We start from the raw sequence: 17,351 nt of genomic DNA on the forward strand, positions 1-17,351 counted from the left end.
CAGGAATGTCGTATTACCTCTACTGGGGAAAGGCACAACCGGCGGACGGCGGCGATAGCTGCCATCTTCTGCCCTATCACAGTCTGGATGTGGCAGCCGTGGGCTGGCTTTTGTTGGCTCCCGAGCGACCACTGACCCGGTTGCTGGCGGCGCGGCTCGATTTGCCGTCTGAAGGTCTGCGTCGATTCCTGGTATTTCTCTTGGGGCTGCATGATCTAGGTAAGTTTGCGCGAGCCTTTCAGGGTGTGGCGCGGCCGCAAGGCGGCGAACTGGTGCCTCCGATAGAGCGACTGGCCTATACCGAACGACACGATCGTCTGGGCGCATTGCTGTGGCAGGCGTCCTGGATCGAGTGGCTGCGGGACGGCACGCTGCGTTGGCCGGACTGCGACCTCCACCGCAAGACACGCCAGCAACTCAGCGAGACCCTTCGCGCCGTGCTGGCACCGATGTTCGGACATCACGGCCAGCCCGTCGGGGCGGGTCGGCTTGAGCTGGCAGACTTCTTCGGTGATGACTACAGTGCATCAGATTGTGAGGCTGCGCGACAGTTTGTCGCGGACTGGGCCACACTGCTCGATCCCGACTGGCCGGTTCAGCACCTTGTCTCACCGGAATGGCGGGAAGCCTTTCTCGCACTGAGTTGGACCATCGCTGGTTGGGCCACGTTAAGCGACTGGCTGGGCTCGAATCGAGATCATTTCGAGTATCGCCAGGATGAGATGCCACTGGATGATTACTGGCCACTGGCCCTCAAACGCGCTCAGCTATCGCTCCAACAGTCCGGCTTTGCCGATCCTCCCAAGCCGGTGGCCTATACCGGCCTGTCCCATTGGTTCGGCGGCGAGTCGGTGACGCCAACCCCACTGCAGCGCAAAGCAGAAACCCTGACTATCGGGGACGGTCCCCAGCTCTTCATCCTTGAGGATGTGACTGGTTCCGGCAAGACAGAGGCGGCCTGCATTCTTGCCCAGCGTCTTCTCGCGGCGGGACATGGCGAGGGGTTGTACTTCGCCCTGCCGACCATGGCGACCTCCAATGCCATGTACCAGCGACTGGGGAACCTGCATCAACGTTTCTATGCCGCGAAGTCTCGCCCTTCCTTCGTGCTGGCTCATGGCGCCCGCGATCTGAACGATACCTTCGTGAATTCCGTGGCTTCCGAGCAGCCTGAAGACCAGGATTACGCCGCCGATGACATCACGGCGACGACATATTGCAATCGCTGGTTGGCCGATTCGCGCAAGAAGTCTCTGTTGGCCGATGTGGGGGTCGGCACCATCGATCAGGCACTGATGGGGCTGTTGCCGTTTCGGCATCAGTCGCTCCGCCTCTATGGCCTGGCGCGCAAGGTGCTGATTGTTGATGAGGTGCATGCCTATGACCATTACATGCAGACCCTTTTGCAGCAGTTGCTGACCCATCACGCCCGTCAGGGCGGGAGTGCCATCCTGCTTACGGCCACCCTGCCGCACGGCATGCGCGAGGAGCTGGCTGTGGCGTGGCGCCATGGGTTGGGGCAGCCCCCGGCCTCGATGCGGGAACAGGCGTTCCCGCTGTTGACCCGGATCGATCATGACTCGGTGCGGGAAGTCCCGCTGTCCACGCGTCCCGAGGTGGCGCGCGAGGTGGGTGTCCATTGGCTGACAACCGAGGAGCAGGCGTTCGAGACGGTGATGGCGGCGGTGGAGGCAGGGGAGTGCGTTGCCTGGGTACGCAACACCGTGGATGACGCCATTCGGGCCTTCGAGCAACTGCGCGCGAGCCATCCTGACCCAGAGCGCTGCTTGCTCTTCCACAGCCGTTTCGCGATGACAGACCGTCAGCGAATTGAGTCGGATGTGATCGGGCGGCTGGGCAAGGCATCCAACCCTGATCAGCGACGCGGCCAGGTGCTGATCAGTACGCAGGTCTTCCAGGAATCACTGGATTGTGATGTTGACTACATGGTCAGTGATCTCGCACCGATCGACCTGCTGATTCAGCGGGCCGGGCGTCTTCAGCGCCATACACGTGGCCCGCGTCGTCAACCCTTGCTCGCCATTCTTGCACCGGAATGGAGCGACACGCCGGATGCCCAGTGGCTGAAGCGTACCTTGCCGGGCACTCAGGCGGTCTATCGCGATACCTCTCTATTGTGGCTGACGCAGCGCGTGTTGCGCGAGCTCGGGGCAATCCGTATGCCCGATGAGGCGCGGACCCTGATCGAGAGCGTCTACGGGTCGGTTGCGGACCTGGTGCCGGATGGTCTGCTGGATGCGCGTTTCGAGCAGCATGGCATGAGGCGCCATGCGGTCTCCATGGCGGGTTTTAACGCCCTGGCGCTGGAGCAGGGCTACCTTCGTCATCCGGAATTTGATCAATGGCAGGAGGAGCAGGAGATCGGGACGCGCCTGGTCGATGAGCCGACGGTCAACGTTGTTTTGCTCAAGCATCGTGAAGATGGCGAGCTGACGCTCTGGGCAGAGGGGCAGCGTCACGCCGACATGCTCAGCCAGGTCAAGCTGCGCCAGAGCCAGGCTGAAAAACTGGCGGGCTTGTCCTGCGACTGCCAGCCCCAGTGGGAGGCCCTTCAAGAGCAATCCAAGGCGCTGTGCTTTACCCAGCCGTGGCTGGTGGAAGCCGATACTGCTTGCACTTATGACGGTGGATGGGGCGTGGTGTTTTCAAAGGACGGGAATCCCCGCTGACGCGGGGAACGAGCCAAAGATTTGCTTTCAACCTTCTGAGTTTTCGAGATGCAAGGAGCGGCGATGAATCTATTAACGGCATGTTGGCTGCCTTTTCGTACTCGGGATGGAACCACCACCTACCGTGCGCCCAGCGCGGTGGCCGACCCGGAGGTGATTGACCTCGCTTTGCACCGGGCCGATTTCCAGGGGGCCGCCCATCAGTTCCTGATTGGCCTCTTGCAGACCGCGCTGCCACCGCAGGATCACGGCGAGTGGCTGGATCGTTTTATCGAGCCGCCGAGTATCGCTGAATTGGAAAGGGTCTTTGCGCCTTTCAACACAGCCTTCGAGCTGGATGGCGAGAGAGCGCGGTTCATGCAGGACCTCGATCCACTCAAGGACGTCAAGGAAACCACAGTCAGCGGCCTGTTGATCGACTCCCCCGGGGCGAACGGCGTCAAGAACAATACCGACTTCTTCGTGAAGCGCGGGCGTGTCGATGCGATGTGCGAAGACTGCTCGGCGTTGGCGTTGTTCACCATGCAAATCAATGCACCGGCCGGTGGGGCAGGCATTCGCGTCGGCCTGAGGGGAGGCGGGCCGCTGACGACGCTGGTGCTGCCCGAATTGCCCGATGCCAGCCTGTGGTCTCGCCTGTGGTTGAACGTGCTGACGCCCAAGGCGCTGACGCGATCCGGGCAGACATGGAAGGCGCCGCGCGCCGATGACGACACCTTGTTCCTGTGGATGGCACCGACCCGGGTCAGCGACAAGAAAGGCACGGAAGTGTTGCCCGATGGCATGCATCCGCTGCATCCCTACTGGTCGATGCCCCGTCGCTTCCGGTTGCTTTTCGAGGATGAGTCGTGTCGCTGCGACATCTGCGGACGAGAAACCACACGCGCCGTACGTCAGATCCGCGCCAAGAAGCAAGGCACCAACTACGACGGGCCCTGGCTGCACCCGCTGACCCCTTACCGCCGTGATCCCAGGAAACCTTCAGAGCCTCCTCTGTCCACCAAGGGGCAGCCGGGCGGCTTGGGTTATCAGCACTGGTCGAACCTGGTATTGCACGATGCCGATACCAGCGGCGCGCTACCGGCTCTGGTGGTGCAGGATTACATCGCCGGCAAGGTGCCGGTCGTCGACGAAGAGCGCCGCTTCGGCGAAGAGATCGTCGCCCTGCTCAAGCATGCCCGCTTGTGGGCGTTCGGCCACGACATGGACAACATGAAGCCGCGCGGCTGGTACAGCGTCGAGATGCCGCTGGTGGCCGTGCCCCCTGCCCAGCAGGAAAGACTGCGTACCTGGGTGCAACAGTACACTGAATTGGCCCGCCAGGTGGCCTGGATGGTGCGCACCCAGGTCAAGAATGCCTGGTTCGCCCGCCCTTCCGATGCCAAGGGCGATATGAGCCATATCGACCTGCAGTTCTATGACGCCACCCAGGGTGCCTTCTTTCATGCATTGCACGCTTTCCAGCAGGCGCTAACGGACGTCGATGACACCCCACGCCTGCCTTCCCGGGTGGGTGAGGCGTGGTACCTCACGCTGAAACATGAAGCCTTGGCCCTATTCGAGGAGCAAGCGCTGAGTGGTGCGCTGGAGGCCGTCGACCTGCAGCGGGCGACGGCGGCAAGGCGTCAGCTGCTGAGTTTTCTGGCCGGGCGCAGCAAGGGCAGCAAGGTCATTCGTCAATTTGCCGAGACCGGTGGCTTCGTATTGAGCGCCAAACCGGCAACTACCGAAGAGAGCGTGTCATGAGTGAAACGGAACTCGCACCCGCAGCAGAGGCGCCGCCGCGCGTGCCCGAGCGGCTGTATGCCATCGAACGTCGAGAAGCCGATGCCTTGCGGCGCTGGTGGCAGCGCTTGACGCTTTCCGCCGAGGCGTTGAAGGCCCATACCGACGCCCCTCCCTGGCCCAAAGGGATGCGGGCGGCATTGCGACGTTGCGACACCATTGAGGCGGCCATGCTCACAGAGGCTTTCCGCCACCTGTGGCGCTGGTTGCCGGCACAGGACGAACAGCCCGAACACCAGCGTGATCAGCGCTTGCAGGTCTGGACCTGTATCGCCCTGGTCGTGGCTGAGCTTCGCGAGGAACAGCCCAGGATGCCGCTTGGCGCCGGTCTCGGTCGGCAGAAACGTGAAACCGGTAAGCCCTACATGAGCGAGCTGCGCTTCCAGCAGCTGATGACCGCGGGCACGCCGGAGGAACTGGTGCAACGCCTGCGCCGTGCCCTGGCGCTGATCGACAAGCGTGGTGTCAGCATTGTGCATCTCGCCGACAACATCGCGCTCTGGTGGCGTGAATATCAGGGCGGAGCATCGCCCCAACCTACCCGGCGTCTGGGGTTTGTGTGGGCCAATGACTATTTCGGCGCCACGGCCGGCTATCGACAAGACAACGAGTGATCCGTTCACCACACAGGGAGCCAAGTAATGAGCCACTTCATCCAACTGCATCTGTTGACCGCCTATCCGCCGGCGAACCTCAACCGTGACGACCTGGGGCGACCCAAGACCGCCATCATGGGCGGTGCCAAGCGACTGCGAGTGTCATCTCAGAGCCTGAAGCGCACCTGGCGCACCTCGGCAGTATTCGAGGAGGCGGTAGGGCAGCATCGTGGCATGCGCACCAAGCGCGTGGGTATCGAGGCGGAAAAGCGCCTGCAGGAAAAGGGCGTTAAGGAGAAAGACGCCCGCGCCTGGGCAACGGACATCGCCAAGGTCTTCGGCGATGTGGCCAAGGGCGAACTGGAAACCAGCCAGCTGGTCCACGTTGGCCCCGAGGAACAGGCCGCCGTCGATGCCCTGGTCGAAAAGCTGGCCGATGAGAATCGCGCGCCGGAGCAGGAGGATCTCGACCTGCTCCGCCATAAGCCGTCCGCCGTGGATATTGCACTGTTTGGCCGCATGCTGGCGGCATCCCCGGCCTTCAACGTCGATGCAGCCTGCCAGGTCGCCCACGCGATCACCGTGCATGCCGCCGAGGTGGAGGACGACTACTTCACGGCCGTGGACGATCTGAATGCCGGTGACGACCATCGAGGTGCAGCTCACGTGGGAGAGGCGGGTTTTGGTGCGGGCCTGTTTTACAGCTATGTGTGTATCGATCGGCGGCAGCTGATAGAGAATCTCAAGGGGGATGATGCCCTGTCGGATCGTGCCATTGCGGCCCTCGTGGAAGCTGCCGTGAAGACCTCGCCGAAGGGCAAGCAGAACAGCTTTGGCTCCCGCGCTCACGCCAGCTATGTGCTGGCCGAGAAGGGCGACCAGCAGCCGCGTTCGCTCTCGGCCGCCTTTCTTCGCCCTATCTCGGGACAGGACCAGGCGCGGGATGCCATTACACGTCTGGAGCGCCAGGCGCAGGCCTTCGACGATGCCTATGGGCCAGGTGCGGAGCAACGCTTCGTCGTGGCCGCCGACCCCGACTACCGGGAGCCATGCCTGTCTGGAAAAGTGGCCATGGGGAACCTCCCTGAACTGATCGATTTTCTCTCCATCGAGCAGTAAGGAGCCGTCATGACGGAGTATCTGGTCTTTCGGCTCTATGCGCCGCTCGCAAGCTGGGGCGAGGCGGCGGTGGGCGAGTCACGCCCTACAGCCACTTATCCGGGGCGAAGCGCCATCATCGGGCTACTCGGCGCAGCGTTGGGGGTGCGTCGGGATGATGATGAGGGTCAACGCCAACTGCGCGACAGTGTCGCTATCGCCATCAAGCAGCGCTCGCCCGGCAGCTTGATGCGCGATTACCACACCGTGCAGGTGCCGGCGTCGCAAGCCAAGGTGACCTACCGCACCCGGCGGGACGAATTGAGCGCACCCCGCAGGGTCATCAATACCATCCTCTCCAGCCGTGATTACCGCTGCGACGGGCTCTGGACGGTTGCCGTCTGGTTGACACCGCAGGCAGAGCTGACGCTCGAACAACTGGAGCAGGCACTCAAGGCACCGCATTTCCCGCTCTACCTGGGGCGCAAGTCGTGCCCAGCGGCGGCTCCACTGGCACCACGTCGGGAAGTATCCGCCCTGCTGCAAGATGTTCTGGATGCAGGCTTTCCTCCGCTATGCGGAAAGAGTGAGGGTGACGAGAGCAGGGCCCTGAGATTGCCGGAAAGCGCGCTCTATGCCTGGGAAGGCGCCGCCGATGCCCTGGACGCCAATGGCCAGGGCGTGGAGTCCAGCGAGGTCTGGGATATGCCATTGAATCGCCGCCGTTGGCAGTTCGGGCCGCGGGTGGAATACCGCCGTGTGGTGCGGGCAAGGGAGGAGCGCTGATGTACCTTTCTCGTGTAGTTGTCGATCTCAACGGCCTCTCTCGGGGGACCTTGTTCGAAATCATGGGGGGCGGGGCCTATGGCGCCCATCAACTGCTCTGGCGGTTATTCCCGGATCACCAAGGCCCACGGCCGTTCCTGTTCCGCCAGGAAATGGAAGAGCCCGAGGGCGGTGGAGCACCGCGAGGTTTGCCGTTGTTTTATGTGCTGTCCGATCGCGAGCCGGTGCCGGTTTCTGGCTTGCTCCAGGCGCAGTGCAAGCGGTTTTCGCCGGCACTGGAAGTTGGTGATCAACTCGCTTTTCGCCTGCGGGCCAACCCTACCGTGGCTAAGTCGGCGGCAGGTGAGCGGGGGCGGCGTGCCGATGTCTTGATGGCGGCCAAGTACCCCTTTGAGGCTGGCAAGGCTCGGACCAGCCAGGCCTGCACTGAGGCGATGGATCATGCCGCGCGTGGGTGGCTGGCAGAGCGCGCCGAATCCTGGGGATTTCGGTTGCCGGCGGAACCTGAAGTGGGCGCCTATCGCCAGCATGCCTTGCCCAAGGAAAAAGGTCGATCCATCCGCTTTTCCAGCGTCGACTATGAAGGCCTGCTGGAGGTCTCTGACCCGGGTCGATTGATCGAAACGCTGACCCAGGGCATCGGGCGAGCCAAGGCCTTCGGCTGCGGGTTGCTGCTATTGCGCCGTCCCTGATTGTCACCCGGTAAGGAGGCCGAGATGGGATACATTCCGCTCAAACCCATCCCCGAGAAAGACCGCATGTCGATGATCTTCATTCGCAAGGGGCAGATCGATGTGCGTGACGGAGCCTTTGTCGTCATCGATGAGGTGAACGGCGAGCGCATGCATATTCCGGTAGGTTCGGTGGCCTGCCTGTTGCTGGAGCCCGGCACGCGAATCTCCCATGCTGCCGTCAAACTGGCATCGGTCGTCGGGACCCTGCTGATCTGGGTCGGCGATGCAGGGGTTCGCCTCTACAGCGCCGGTCAGCCTGGTGGGGCACGCTCTGACAGGCTGCTCTATCAGGCGCAGTTGGCGCTGGATGAGCAGCTGCGCTTGAAGGTAGTGCGCAAGATGTTCGAGCTGCGTTTTGGTGAGCCTCCGCCCTCGCGGCGTAGCGTGGATCAACTCCGGGGCATGGAGGGCGCCCGGGTCCGCAAGACCTATCAACTGCTGGCCAAGCAGTATGGCGTCAAATGGCATGGAAGGCACTACGACCCGAATCAGTGGGATACCTCGGACGTGGCCAATCAGTGCCTGTCTTCTGCAACGGCTTGCCTGTATGGCATCACCGAGGCGGCGATCCTTGCAGCGGGGTATGCGCCGGCGATCGGTTTCCTGCATACCGGAAAGCCCCAGAGCTTCGTCTACGATATCGCGGATATCGTGAAATTCGAGACAGTGGTTCCGGCGGCCTTTCGGGTTGCGAAAATGAATCCGGTGGCCCCTGAACGCGAGGTGCGCATTGCCTGCCGTGATGCCTTCAAGCAGACAAAACTGCTGCAGCGCCTGATTCCGATGATCGAGGAGGTGCTGGCGGCCGGCGAGATAGATCCGCCGCCTCCGGCACCCGAGGCCATGCCACCGGCGATTCCCGAGCCGGAATCCATCGGCGACCAGGGACACCGGAGCAAATGATATGGCGATGCTGGTGGTGGTAACCGAGGCGGTGCCGCCGCGCCTGCGCGGCCGGCTGGCAGTGTGGTTGCTGGAGATTCGCGCTGGCGTCTATGTTGGCGATGTCAGCAAGCGCGTACGCGAGATGATCTGGGAGCAGGTCGATGCCCTGGCCGAGGATGGCAACGTTGCCATGGCATGGGCCAGCAACCATGAATCCGGTTTCGAGTTCCAGACCTATGGCGCCAACCGACGTGAGGCGATCGATCATGATGGGCTAAGGTTGGTGAAATTTCTGCCACCTCCGTCAACTGATTGATTTTCCAAGCTCTTTAACAATTCGGTCTGTTCGAAAAGTAAGCAAAATCGTTGGTGGAATTCCCGCTAACGATTTTCTTCTTTGTAAACAAGTGGCTACAATTGGCCGTTCCCCGCAGGCGCGGGGATGAACCGTTGACCCGCGCCCTTGACGTTCAGGGTCAACACCGTTCCCCGCAGGCGCGGGGATGAACCGATGTCGCCGCTGAGGCGTATCGGCAGGCCGACCCGTTCCCCGCAGGCGCGGGGATGAACCGCAGACCGACGATACCGCGTTTCTCAACGAGGTCCGTTCCCCGCAGGCGCGGGGATGAACCGGTGCTGCTCTGCGGTAGGTCATCAATCAGGACCCGTTCCCCGCAGGCGCGGGGATGAACCGTGGTGCGTCACTTGTCACGCGCAAACATGACCACCGTTCCCCGCAGGCGCGGGGATGAACCGATCCTGTCCCTGTCCGGCGAGGGCCCGGAGATCCGTTCCCCGCAGGCGCGGGGATGAACCGCGGAAATTTTCAACGGGTATCAGGTCGATCCACCGTTCCCCGCAGGCGCGGGGATGAACCGCTACCGACTGGTTATCACCGAACCGGGCAACACCGTTCCCCGCAGGCGCGGGGATGAACCGATAATCCATGCCGACTCTGCCGATTTTCCGATCCGTTCCCCGCAGGCGCGGGGATGAACCGAACGCGCCCCCTGGAACTGAACCACACTGGATCCGTTCCCCGCAGGCGCGGGGATGAACCGAACGCGCCCCCTGGAACTGAACCACACTGGAGCCGTTCCCCGCAGGCGCGGGGATGAACCGCACTTGAAGTCCTCCCCAGGGAGTTCACGCCACCGTTCCCCGCAGGCGCGGGGATGAACCGCCAGCGTGATGCGCGGGTAGAGCCTCAACAGCCCGTTCCCCGCAGGCGCGGGGATGAACCGGGTTGCCAATGGTAGTGGCCGACCCGCTGGGCCCGTTCCCCGCAGGCGCGGGGATGAACCGGCCTCCCGAAGTGGGTTTGCCGACACTTCCGGCCCGTTCCCCGCAGGCGCGGGGATGAACCGGATGGAGGAGAGGGCGCGCCAGGATCTGGCCACCGTTCCCCGCAGGCGCGGGGATGAACCGCCGGTAAATCTGCTGTACCGCAGTATCCAGGCCCGTTCCCCGCAGGCGCGGGGATGAACCGTCCTGGCAGCGCCGGCATGCCGGGTGGCCACACCGTTCCCCGCAGGCGCGGGGATGAACCGATCCTCAACCACGTAGGCGTCATTTGATGAGTCCGTTCCCCGCAGGCGCGGGGATGAACCGACCAGGCCGAACGATTCCTGCGTGAACTGGAACCGTTCCCCGCAGGCGCGGGGATGAACCGCTCCAGGCGGTCATAGCGGCCCACGCGGTACGCCGTTCCCCGCAGGCGCGGGGATGAACCGTCCCGCAGCTCGTGCCGCAGCAGGAACGAATCCCGTTCCCCGCAGGCGCGGGGATGAACCGTCTGCCGGATGACCCTTGAGCGCCATGGCGGGCCGTTCCCCGCAGGCGCGGGGATGAACCGCTGACACGACAGATCGCCGTCCATCTCCCCGACCGTTCCCCGCAGGCGCGGGGATGAACCGTTGGCCAGGGCATCATTGACCTTGCCGATCTGCCGTTCCCCGCAGGCGCGGGGATGAACCGAACCAGCACGTCGCCAATGCTGGGGGGCGGGGCCGTTCCCCGCAGGCGCGGGGATGAACCGCTGCAAATCAAGAAGCGGGACAATGCACATCACCGTTCCCCGCAGGCGCGGGGATGAACCGGCGAGCGCATAAAGGCCCGCCTGTGCCTCACCCCGTTCCCCGCAGGCGCGGGGATGAACCGCTGCATCGAGCCACCGACGAACCGGATCACGGCCGTTCCCCGCAGGCGCGGGGATGAACCGGCATCAAACCACAAACGGGCCAAGCGCGGCACCCGTTCCCCGCAGGCGCGGGGATGAACCGGGGGCCAGACTGCACGGGCGGGGCGGTTTGTCCCGTTCCCCGCAGGCGCGGGGATGAACCGTCATGTCAGGGGCTTTTAGGGGTCGGGGGGGGCCGTTCCCCGCAGGCGCGGGGATGAACCGCCATTCCAGCACTTCTTGGTGCGCCTGGGTAACCGTTCCCCGCAGGCGCGGGGATGAACCGCTGGGCAGTAAATACAGCTTTTTGTATAGCCCCCGTTCCCCGCAGGCGCGGGGATGAACCGATCCTCAAGCCCCCTGGCGCCGCTCTGCTGGTCCGTTCCCCGCAGGCGCGGGGATGAACCGCGGTGGACACGGTTGCGGGAATGGCTCCAGCCCCGTTCCCCGCAGGCGCGGGGATGAACCGGTCGATACTGTCCCCATCGTCGCCCGCATGCACCGTTCCCGCAGGCGCGGGGATGAACCGGACAAAACTAGACCGAGAGGCCGCCGAATCTCCCGTTCCCCGCAGGCGCGGGGATGAACCGTGTGCGCATTGTGCTGCCGTATTGATTGGAGCCCGTCCCCCGCAGGCGCGGGGATGAACCGGGCAGATACTGATATTGCCGCGCTCAGGGCGCCCGTTCCCCGCAGGCGCGGGGATGACTTGCCCCCTTCATTGGTAACTGAGCTATCCATGCGCTGTGGATCTGAAGACATGCACCGATCGGGTCAAGCGGATGATCGATAAGTTGTCTGAGTGAGGCAGGCATTCACATTTCGTTGACGTAATATAACCCCAGAGGTATGTTCTACGGCAGTGTTGGGGCAGGAGCAAGGTGGTGCAGAGCAGAGACCTGATCAAGGCACTGGAAGCTGACGGCTGGTATCTCGACCGCATAAAGGGGAGCCATCATATCTTCAAGCATCCAACCAGGTCTGGATCGATTCCTGTGCCACACCCGAAGAAGGATCTCCCCATCGGCACCGTCAACAGCATCAGGAAACAAGCCGGGCTGAAGTAGCCCTGCACACAGACTTCACCTCGGCAGGAGAGAGCAATGCAATATCCCATTGCCATTGAATGGGGTGACGAACACACTGCCACTGGCATCGTGTTCCCGGATATTCCCGGTGCGATCACCGCAGGCGATACTGTTGAACAGGCCTACGAGATGGCCGTCGAGGTCGCGCATATCCAGCTGGAGGAGCTCGCCACGGCGGGGAAGGCGATTCCCATGCCCGGGAATATCACCAAGCACCGCCAGAACCCCGAGTTCGCCGGCTGGGGGTGGGGGCTGGTCGAGATCGATATCACCCCCTATCTGGGCAAGACGGAAAAGATCAACGTCACCCTGCCTGGCCGTGTGGTGAAGCAGATCGATCAATATGTGAGTCTACACGGCATCAAGAGCCGCTCGGCCTTCCTGACCCGAGCCGCGCTGCATGAGCTGGAGGGTAATGCCGAATGAGTTTTCCGAGGTATCTCGAGTACAAGGACTCCGGACGAAATGCTGTGGCGGCCATCCTCGACGATGCATTGCCGAACCACATCAGCTCAACAAGCTCTTGAGATCCTTGAGCATCAGGAATAAGTGATACGGATCGGTCGGGCTGGGCTCGAATTCCCAGGATTCGTACCAGTACCGCGCCGCATCATCCTTGGTATGTACCAGCAGGCAACGGATACCGGCGATGTCGGCGGCCTGTGCCGTGCGCAGCAGGGCATTCTTGAGCAAAGCTTGGCCCAGGCCCTTGTGCTGATGCTCCTTGTCCACTGCTAGCCGGGCCAGGATCATGACCGGCACTGGGTGACGTGCCAGCCCCTTCATCACCCTTGATGGTGCCGCTTCTGGATCGACGCTGCCTACGGCGAGGCTGTAGAAGCCGACCACCACGTCACCCTGGCAGCAGACGTAGGTCTGCGCGCTGTTCGCCTTCTGGTTGACGAGCGCGTGGCGCTGAAGGAACTGGTTCAGCGCAGCCTGGCCGCAGTCAAAGGCATCGACCTGATCCGTTGCGGCCAACTTGCGAACGGGGGCGTAGCCATTGCTCAACCGAGCACCCCGGGTTCACGCAGCAACTTCTTCAGGCGTGGCTTGCTTTGCACCGGACGATCCAACGCCTCCTGGAACGCCTGCCACTGCGCATCGTCCAGTATGAACTGGCGACGATCTGCCAGTGTCTGCGCAGCCGCCGTCACGCCCGCGTCGAGCAGGAACTCGCTGACATTCTTGTGGCAGGCGCGTGCGGCTTCCTGCAGTAGTTGCTTGACTGGCGTGCTCGCACGAACGTCAATGCGTTCAGTCTTGGAAAGATTCAGGGTGCCCATGGTGCCCCTCCGGACTGCTCCTGGATACCTCAATTGTAGGTGTCCGGACATTGTCCTGACAATGCCTTTTGATTTGTCTGCGCGTAACCTGTTGATTATAAGAGTCTTAATTGTGGCGGGTGGTCGACGGCTTCGATGCTTGACCCAGTGCGGATCACTCGACCCACTGGCGGGCGTCCTTGAGCAGCAGCAAGAGTTGCTGCTCACGCAGCGGTGAGTCGATGAAACCAAAGCGGGTGTAGAGCCGCGCCGCATCTTCGCCGATGGGGTGGGTCAGCATCGCGCGGATGCCGGCCTGCTCGGCAATCAGCAATGTGCGGCGGATGGCATCCTGCAACAGTCCGACGCCGATCCCTCGGCCCTGATCCTGCAGGCGGACGGCCAGACGGGCAAGGATCACGACGGGGATCGGATACTGTCCCATGCCCTTGCGAATGCGCTCCGGCGCATCGAGCGTGTCGATCTGGCCGACGGTCAGGCTGAAATAACCAGCCACGTGGTCGTCTTCGCTGACGACGAAGGTCTTGGCCAAGCCGCTGCCTTGTGCCTGTTGGGCATGGCGCACCAGCCAGTCATTGAGCGTCGTTTTGCCGCAATCGAAGCCTTCGAGTCGGTGGTGTGCCCCGAGCGGCTCTGGGCCGATCAAGCTCACGCCTTCTCCCAAGGGGCTTTCCGTGAGAACAGGTCGTGCAGTCCTTCGTTCGCCTGTTCGGGCTGTTCCAGCAAATCCATCAGGGCCTGGTACTGGCTTCCCGAGACCATGAACAAGCGTTGGTCGAGCAGAGTTTGCTCGGCGGCCTGACAGGCGCTGTCGAGGATGAAATCTGTCAGCGACTTGTGCGCCACGTCGGCGGCGCGGCGCAGTACGGCTTCCTGCTCGGGCGTGGCGCGCAATCCCAATCGGGCGGAACGCGTCGCTGAAGAGGTAGAGGCGGTCATGGTTGACCTCCGTGCGTTAGTGCAATTGACGCAATGTTAGTACAAGGGGTAAACGCATTCCAGTTTGGATGGGGCGGCGGGGATGTCGATCTCCACGATGCCATGACGCGCATATCGCCGCCCGGCAATGGGGAGTATAATCTCCACCCCCGCAATGACCGCCCCGCCGGAAGGCCGAACTTCCCATGACCGACAAGCTTCGCAATATCGCCATCATCGCCCACGTGGACCACGGCAAGACCACCCTCGTGGACAAATTGCTGCAGCAGTCGGGTACCCTCGATGCGCGCGCCCAGGTGGTGGAACGCATGATGGACTCCAACGCCCTGGAAAAGGAGCGTGGGATCACCATCCTGGCCAAGAACACCGCCCTGGACTGGGAAGGCTACCGTATCAATGTGGTGGACACCCCCGGCCACGCCGACTTCGGTGGCGAGGTGGAGCGTGTGCTTTCCATGGTGGACTCGGTGCTGCTGCTGGTGGACGCGGTGGACGGCCCCATGCCCCAGACCCGTTTCGTGACCGCCAAGGCCTTCGCCATGGGCTTCAAGCCCATCGTGGTGATCAACAAGGTGGATCGCCCCGGTGCCCGGCCCCATTGGGTGGTGGATCAGATCTTTGATCTGTTCGACCGCCTGGGCGCCGACGAGGAGCAGCTGGACTTCCCGGTGGTGTACTGCTCGGCCCTCAAGGGCTTTGCCGGCCTGGAGCATGATGTGACCGAAGGCGACATGACGCCGCTGTTCCAGACCATCGTCGATAAGGTGCCGCCGCCGTCGGTGGACCCGGATGGCCCCTTCCAGCTGCAGGTGTCCTCCCTGGACTACAACTCCTATCAAGGCCTGATCGGCATCGGCCGCATCAAGCGGGGCCGCATCAAGACCAACACCCCGGTGAAGGTGATGGACCGGGAAAGCAATGTCCGTAATGGCCGCGTGCTGCAGATTCTGGGCTTCAAGGGGCTGGAGCGGGTGGAAGTGCCCGAGGCCAGTGCCGGTGACATCATCTCCTTCACCGGCATGGACGAGCTCTACATCTCCGACACCCTGTGCGACCCGGCCGCCATTGAGCCTCTCAAGGCGCTCATCGTGGATGAGCCCACGGTGAACATGACCTTCCAGGTGAACACCTCTCCGTTTGCCGGCCGCGATGGCAAATACGTCACCTCCCGCAACATCCGTGACCGCCTGCAGGAGGAGCTGAAGCACAATGTGGCCCTGCGGGTGGAAGAAACGGACGACCCGGACAAGTTCCGAGTCTCCGGGCGAGGCGAGCTGCACCTGTCCATCCTCATCGAGAACATGCGTCGCGAGGGCTATGAGCTGGGCGTGTCACGCCCCGAGGTCATCGTGCGCGAGAAGGACGGGGAGAAGGAAGAGCCCTACGAGATGGTTACCGTGGATGTGGAAGAGCAGCACCAGGGCGCCATCATGGAAAAGCTGGGTAGTCGCCGAGGCGAGCTGCTGGACATGATCCCGGACGGCAAGGGCCGGGTGCGGCTGGATTATCGCGTGCCCTCGCGGGGCCTGATCGGCTTTCAGACGGAGTTCCTCACCGCCACCTCCGGCACCGGCATCCTGCACCATGTGTTCGACAGCTACGGCCCCTTCCGCCCCGGTGCGGTGGCACCCCGCAACAATGGCGTGCTGATCGCCAACGGCGCCGGCAAGGCCCTGGGCTTTGCGCTGTTCAACCTGCAGGATCGCGGTCGCATGTTCATCGGCCCCGGCGAGGAGGTGTACGAGGGCATGATCATCGGCATCCACAGCCGTGACAACGACCTGGTGGTGAACCCGCTCAAGGCCAAGCAGCTCACCAACATCCGTGCCGCAGGCTCGGACGAGAACATCATCCTCACCCCACCCCTGCGCCTGTCGCTGGAGCAGGCCCTGGAGTTCATTGAGGACGACGAGCTGGTGGAAGTGACCCCGACTTCCATTCGCCTGCGCAAGAAGCTGCTGCTGGAGCATGAGCGCAAGCGCGCCGCACGGTCAGCGGGCTGAAGCCATAGGGCCCTGTGCCCGCTGCTCCCCTCATCCCCGGCCCTTCTCCCCCCCTCGGGGGGGAGAAGGGAGTCAAACAGCTTAGGGCGTTCTCGACCCATTCTCCCCTGGACCCATTCTCCCCTGGAGAGGGGGTGACTTTGAGCCTGGAGGGTGTTGAAAGCCCCTCTCCCGCTGGCGGGAGAGGGGTTGGGGTGAGGGCCGTGTGGTCCCCGAATCTTACCGAGGCTCGGGCTTCAGCCCCAGGTTCTTCCAGATGGCCTTGATGGGGCCGGCCTGGTTCATGGTGTAGAAGTGCAGGCCCGGTGCGCCGGCCTTGAGCAGCTGGTCGCACATCTCGGTGACCACCTCTTCCCCGAAGGCCTTGATGGATGCCGTATCCTCACCAAAGGCTTCCAGGCGCTTGCGGATCCAGCGAGGGATCTCGGCGCCGCAGGCGTCCGAGAAGCGGGCCAGCTGCTTGTAATTGGTGATGGGCATGATGCCCGGCACGATGGGGATGTTGATGTCCAGCTTTTCGCAGTCTTCCACGAAACGGAAATAGGCTTCCGCCGAGTAGAAATACTGGGTAATGGCCGAGTCCGCGCCGGCATCCACCTTGCGCTTGAAGTTCTGCAGGTCCTTCAGGGCGTTCGGGGCCTGGGGATGGAACTCCGGGTAGGCCGCCACTTCCAGGGTGAAGTGATCACCCGTTTCCTTGCGAATGAACTCCACCAGCTCATTGGCGTAGCGGAACTCGCCCGGGTCGCGCATGCCCGAGGGCAGGTCGCCACGCAGAGCCACGATATGGCGTAGTCCATTGTCCTTGTAGAGCTGCAGGATGCCGCGCATCTGTTCGGCGGTGGAGTCGATGCAGGACAGGTGAGGTGCGGCATCCACACCGGAGTTCTTGTGGATGTCCAGTACCGTTTCCAGGGTACGGGCCTGGGTGGAGCCGCCGGCGCCGTAGGTCACGGAGAAGAAGCGGGGCTCCAGCTTGGCCAGTTCGGTCCAGGTGTCCTTGAGTTTCTTCGCGCCCTCGTCGTTCTTGGGCGGGAAGAACTCGAAACTGAACGTGCGTTCGTGCTGTTTCTGGGTCTTCATGTCAGGTCCTCGCATGTGGTGCGGGAAGGCATTCGATCGTTGGCAGACCCATGGCGTAGGTACGGTAGGGCAGGGCACGCCGGTCTTGCCGGGTGAATACGATCAAGGGAAGGAAATTCAATAGGGCGGGGGAGGGCTGCGCGGGCACGCTGTGGACGCCGCTGACACGGGAAGGCCCCGGAGTCCGGGGCCACCCAGT

16 protein-coding genes and 1 CRISPR repeat array are annotated in these 17,351 nt (G+C 63.0%); of the genes, 11 read left to right on the plus strand and 5 right to left on the minus strand.

Translation table 11 applies throughout. From position 1 onward, the window contains the following. Positions 1–5 precede the first annotated feature (5 nt). The 10 genes from cas3 to LPW30_RS02245 all read left to right on the plus strand — a co-directional run bounded on the left by cas3 (position 6) and on the right by LPW30_RS02245 (position 12,267). Positions 6–2,690: a CRISPR-associated helicase Cas3' gene (gene cas3 / locus LPW30_RS02200; RefSeq protein ID WP_239679958.1), complete on the plus strand. Its 2,685-nt coding sequence runs from the start codon at positions 6–8 to the stop codon at positions 2,688–2,690. Between the two features lie 63 nt (positions 2,691–2,753). After that, complete coding sequence (gene casA / locus LPW30_RS02205) at positions 2,754–4,436, plus strand: type I-E CRISPR-associated protein Cse1/CasA (protein ID WP_239679959.1); 1,683 nt, start codon at positions 2,754–2,756, stop codon at positions 4,434–4,436. Next, the gene (gene casB / locus LPW30_RS02210; protein ID WP_239679960.1) at positions 4,433–5,089 is read left to right on the plus strand and encodes a type I-E CRISPR-associated protein Cse2/CasB; all 657 of its coding nucleotides are present in this window, start codon (positions 4,433–4,435) and stop codon (positions 5,087–5,089) included. The genes casA and casB overlap by 4 nt, the downstream gene beginning before the upstream one ends. A 27-nt stretch (positions 5,090–5,116) precedes the next feature. Beyond that, the gene (cas7e, locus tag LPW30_RS02215; RefSeq protein ID WP_239679961.1) at positions 5,117–6,190 is read left to right on the plus strand and encodes a type I-E CRISPR-associated protein Cas7/Cse4/CasC; all 1,074 of its coding nucleotides are present in this window, start codon (positions 5,117–5,119) and stop codon (positions 6,188–6,190) included. A 9-nt stretch (positions 6,191–6,199) separates the two neighbouring features. After that, on the plus strand, positions 6,200–6,955 hold the full coding sequence (cas5e, locus tag LPW30_RS02220; RefSeq protein ID WP_239679962.1) for a type I-E CRISPR-associated protein Cas5/CasD: 756 nt from the start codon (positions 6,200–6,202) through the stop codon (positions 6,953–6,955). Beyond that, the gene (gene cas6e, locus LPW30_RS02225; protein WP_239679963.1) at positions 6,955–7,647 is read left to right on the plus strand and encodes a type I-E CRISPR-associated protein Cas6/Cse3/CasE; all 693 of its coding nucleotides are present in this window, start codon (positions 6,955–6,957) and stop codon (positions 7,645–7,647) included. The genes cas5e and cas6e overlap by 1 nt, the downstream gene beginning before the upstream one ends. 24 nt (positions 7,648–7,671) lie before the next feature. After that, complete coding sequence (gene cas1e, locus LPW30_RS02230) at positions 7,672–8,592, plus strand: type I-E CRISPR-associated endonuclease Cas1e (RefSeq protein WP_025280398.1); 921 nt, start codon at positions 7,672–7,674, stop codon at positions 8,590–8,592. A gap of 7 nt (positions 8,593–8,599) precedes the next feature. Then, positions 8,600–8,890, plus strand: a complete 291-nt coding sequence (gene cas2e / locus LPW30_RS02235) for a type I-E CRISPR-associated endoribonuclease Cas2e (protein ID WP_420796574.1) — start codon at positions 8,600–8,602, stop codon at positions 8,888–8,890. 105 nt (positions 8,891–8,995) lie between these two features. Next, a CRISPR array of direct repeats spans positions 8,996–11,465; the repeat unit is 29 nt; unit sequence CCGTTCCCCGCAGGCGCGGGGATGAACCG. 172 nt (positions 11,466–11,637) lie between these two features. Continuing rightward, on the plus strand, positions 11,638–11,820 hold the full coding sequence (locus tag LPW30_RS02240; protein ID WP_025282744.1) for a type II toxin-antitoxin system HicA family toxin: 183 nt from the start codon (positions 11,638–11,640) through the stop codon (positions 11,818–11,820). A 36-nt stretch (positions 11,821–11,856) separates the two neighbouring features. Beyond that, positions 11,857–12,267 carry a type II toxin-antitoxin system HicB family antitoxin gene (locus LPW30_RS02245; protein ID WP_025282743.1) on the plus strand — a complete coding sequence of 137 codons (411 nt, stop codon included), beginning with the start codon at positions 11,857–11,859 and terminating at the stop codon, positions 12,265–12,267. Between the two features lie 81 nt (positions 12,268–12,348). Here LPW30_RS02245 and LPW30_RS02250 read toward each other — a convergent pair whose 3' ends face one another. From LPW30_RS02250 to LPW30_RS02265, 4 genes are all read right to left on the minus strand, one after another. Next, on the minus strand, positions 12,349–12,852 hold the full coding sequence (locus LPW30_RS02250; protein ID WP_025282742.1) for a GNAT family N-acetyltransferase: 504 nt from the start codon (positions 12,850–12,852) through the stop codon (positions 12,349–12,351). Beyond that, positions 12,849–13,127 (minus strand): type II toxin-antitoxin system TacA family antitoxin, encoded by a 279-nt coding sequence (locus LPW30_RS02255; protein WP_238625497.1) that lies wholly within the window; start codon positions 13,125–13,127, stop codon positions 12,849–12,851. The genes LPW30_RS02250 and LPW30_RS02255 overlap by 4 nt, the downstream gene beginning before the upstream one ends. Before the next feature lie 154 nt (positions 13,128–13,281). Beyond that, positions 13,282–13,779 (minus strand): GNAT family N-acetyltransferase, encoded by a 498-nt coding sequence (locus LPW30_RS02260; protein ID WP_239679964.1) that lies wholly within the window; start codon positions 13,777–13,779, stop codon positions 13,282–13,284. Then, positions 13,776–14,066, minus strand: a complete 291-nt coding sequence (locus LPW30_RS02265; RefSeq protein WP_025282739.1) for a type II toxin-antitoxin system TacA family antitoxin — start codon at positions 14,064–14,066, stop codon at positions 13,776–13,778. Before LPW30_RS02265 ends, LPW30_RS02260 begins: the two co-directional genes overlap by 4 nt. A gap of 185 nt (positions 14,067–14,251) precedes the next feature. On the opposite strand from LPW30_RS02265, the gene typA reads away from it, so the two are divergent. After that, on the plus strand, positions 14,252–16,069 hold the full coding sequence (gene typA, locus LPW30_RS02270; RefSeq protein WP_239679965.1) for a translational GTPase TypA: 1,818 nt from the start codon (positions 14,252–14,254) through the stop codon (positions 16,067–16,069). A 219-nt stretch (positions 16,070–16,288) separates the two neighbouring features. Here typA and metF read toward each other — a convergent pair whose 3' ends face one another. Then, positions 16,289–17,152: a methylenetetrahydrofolate reductase [NAD(P)H] gene (metF, locus tag LPW30_RS02275; protein WP_025282737.1), complete on the minus strand. Its 864-nt coding sequence runs from the start codon at positions 17,150–17,152 to the stop codon at positions 16,289–16,291. Positions 17,153–17,351: the final 199 nt, after the last annotated feature.

It is taken from the genome of Ectothiorhodospira variabilis (assembly GCF_022227625.1).
Classification (GTDB): Bacteria; Pseudomonadota; Gammaproteobacteria; order Ectothiorhodospirales; family Ectothiorhodospiraceae; genus Ectothiorhodospira; species Ectothiorhodospira haloalkaliphila.

What these genes read in the sequence shown, in the direction of transcription:
- cas3 (WP_239679958.1), top strand. Translation starts at nt 6, where the DNA reads ATGTCGTATTACCTCTACTGGGGAAAGGCACAACCGGCGGACGGCGGC.
- casA (WP_239679959.1), top strand. Translation starts at nt 2,754, where the DNA reads ATGAATCTATTAACGGCATGTTGGCTGCCTTTTCGTACTCGGGATGGA.
- casB (WP_239679960.1), top strand. Translation starts at nt 4,433, where the DNA reads ATGAGTGAAACGGAACTCGCACCCGCAGCAGAGGCGCCGCCGCGCGTG.
- cas7e (WP_239679961.1), top strand. Translation starts at nt 5,117, where the DNA reads ATGAGCCACTTCATCCAACTGCATCTGTTGACCGCCTATCCGCCGGCG.
- cas5e (WP_239679962.1), top strand. Translation starts at nt 6,200, where the DNA reads ATGACGGAGTATCTGGTCTTTCGGCTCTATGCGCCGCTCGCAAGCTGG.
- cas6e (WP_239679963.1), top strand. Translation starts at nt 6,955, where the DNA reads ATGTACCTTTCTCGTGTAGTTGTCGATCTCAACGGCCTCTCTCGGGGG.
- cas1e (WP_025280398.1), top strand. Translation starts at nt 7,672, where the DNA reads ATGGGATACATTCCGCTCAAACCCATCCCCGAGAAAGACCGCATGTCG.
- cas2e (WP_420796574.1), top strand. Translation starts at nt 8,600, where the DNA reads ATGCTGGTGGTGGTAACCGAGGCGGTGCCGCCGCGCCTGCGCGGCCGG.
- LPW30_RS02245 (WP_025282743.1), top strand. Translation starts at nt 11,857, where the DNA reads ATGCAATATCCCATTGCCATTGAATGGGGTGACGAACACACTGCCACT.
- LPW30_RS02255 (WP_238625497.1), bottom strand. Translation starts at nt 13,127, where the DNA reads ATGGGCACCCTGAATCTTTCCAAGACTGAACGCATTGACGTTCGTGCG.
- LPW30_RS02265 (WP_025282739.1), bottom strand. Translation starts at nt 14,066, where the DNA reads ATGACCGCCTCTACCTCTTCAGCGACGCGTTCCGCCCGATTGGGATTG.
- typA (WP_239679965.1), top strand. Translation starts at nt 14,252, where the DNA reads ATGACCGACAAGCTTCGCAATATCGCCATCATCGCCCACGTGGACCAC.
- metF (WP_025282737.1), bottom strand. Translation starts at nt 17,152, where the DNA reads ATGAAGACCCAGAAACAGCACGAACGCACGTTCAGTTTCGAGTTCTTC.